The sequence below is a fragment of the Cupriavidus sp. 10L43_2 genome, from assembly GCF_056395265.1.
The window spans coordinates 1-1,970 of sequence record NZ_JBFTJE010000041.1 but is presented as its reverse complement, the minus strand read 5'-3'; the positions used below and the strand labels follow the sequence as shown (position 1 = coordinate 1,970).

At 61.1% G+C, this 1,970-nt stretch carries 2 protein-coding genes; both read right to left on the bottom strand.

The features are described from left to right. On the bottom strand, nucleotides 1-1,260 hold a 1,260-nt coding region (locus AC1DEL_RS27480; RefSeq protein WP_477110905.1), incomplete at its 3' end, for a phospholipase D-like domain-containing protein. Beyond that, nucleotides 1,257-1,970: DUF2345 domain-containing protein (locus AC1DEL_RS27475; RefSeq protein ID WP_477126488.1), on the bottom strand; the 714-nt coding region annotated here is incomplete at its 5' end. The genes AC1DEL_RS27475 and AC1DEL_RS27480, both read right to left, overlap by 4 nt.

The following is a 1,970-nucleotide window of genomic DNA, read 5'->3' as shown; positions in this document are numbered from 1 at the left end:
GATGCCCTCGTCGCTCGCATTGGTGACGACAAACAGGTGGATGGGGCCATGCTCGCCCGGGTCGCGGCCCCAGGCTATCTGCTTTGCGGCGGCCGCCTTGATTTGCTCGGCCAATGGCGGAAAGCGGAAATACTGATTCTCGATATAGACAAAGCTGCAGGCGTTGTTGACCACCTGCAAATACATTTTCTCGATATCGAACTTGCCGTGTTCCGGCTGAGTCCGCAGCACCTGGGCCATGACCTTGACGCCGGTGTCGTGCAGCATTTTGAGTGCTGTCGCGGCAGGTTTTCGGGTGGTTTGCAGTGCTTCGCCGGTAGCGCGGTCCCATGCCTCACAGAAATTCTGGTTCAGATACCGGAGAACCGGGCCGGTGACGCGGCTTGAAATGTCCTGTCGTGGCGTCGCGCCATTCCGGCCCTGATCGCCCAAGAGCCGGACCGCGCTATGGTCGTCCTTGTCCCAGTACGGGTCGAGCATGTTGTGGCCCATGACATAGCCAACTGCCCGGTCAGGCAATTCATAATCGACCAGCACCATTTTCTGGTGGTGCGTCGGCACGATCGCGCCCATGATGGCGCCGCCTTGGGCCTTACTACCGGCAGAGCGCGTGTCGTCGGTCCCCCACAAGGCCGTGCGAAATGCGATTTCCAGCCGGTTAGACAGGCCAAAATCCCGCACGACAAATTCGACGTTGACCAGCTTCGGCAGCCCCAGCAATCCCGGCAGCTTTTCCATGACCTGCGATGGAACAGGCCCTTTGAATATCTTGGCGGTAGGGGAGGTGCGTGCTGCACGCCAATGCCAGTACCGGTTGAATTCCTTGGGATTGACGCGGGGATTGGGTGGACGCGAGAACCATGGATGCTGATGCATGCGGTCAGGCAGGTTCGGCTCGTCGCCCATATCTGACATGCCGGGAATGCCCAATGCTTCGCCGCCCCAACTCAGCAGGCGGACCTTTACCCCGCGCTTTCCCGCTGCTTCGAGCAGGTCGCCAATACAGGGCGTGCCGCGTTCCCGGGCGCCGCGTTTGAAGAACATCGATGGCTGGAAGCCCCAACAGATAATGTCGACGGTCTTCTGCGCGGCGGAAATGGTGTCGTGGAGGTCGCCGAACGCCTCTTCGCCATTGACGAGGGGATGAAAGGTGCACGGCTGAGGCGCATATTCGGCACGCTGGACGAACCACGGCAGCGTGATGAGCGCCCGATTGGTACGCGACAGAGCGATGGGCGTGGTAATGGGTTGTTGTCTCATACCTGATCCTCGGGTGTTGAGCCGAGCAGTTGGTCATAAACCTGGCGATGGACGGCGCGATCGGGCGCCTCGGGCGTTCCGGGTGCGGACTCGAAGAATTGAAAGCCGCGCGCGGCAAGTTCGCCGTTTTCGGCGTTGCCGCGATATTCCTCAGTAGTAGGAATGGCGTGGACCGCGCCGCTAGCCAATTGCAGTTCGTACTGCTTGGTGGCCATCTGATGGTCGATCGGAATGTCGCCTGTTTCGTCGATCACGCCCTGCCGGAACAGCACGCCTTCGGCAAACAGCTTGTACGGCATGCCGACAGGCAGCCGGGTTCTCGATGCCGGCGAGGCGCCGGTGTTCAGCGTCAGCGGGTGTGCGGGCAGAATGTTTGCCATTTCGGCGTGGATCTGCATCGAGGCGGGCGGGCGCTTAACCCACACCGCGCACTTTTCGAAGATGTCTCCCGGCGTTGCATTTTCGATCCCGCACTGCGTAATCCGAATGTAAGACCCGCCCGACCCAATCCACACCTCCTTGGCGGCCGACAGCACCAGCTTCCCGTCCGTACTGCTAATGGTGACGTCCTTAAGCGCCGCCAACTGCAACTCATCGCCCTGCGCCTGAATCTCGACCTTCCCGCCCGCCGCGAACAGTTTCATGCCGAGTTTCTGCGCGAACAGGGACACGGCGTCGCCGGCGGCAACGGTGAAGCGCTTGACCGCGCT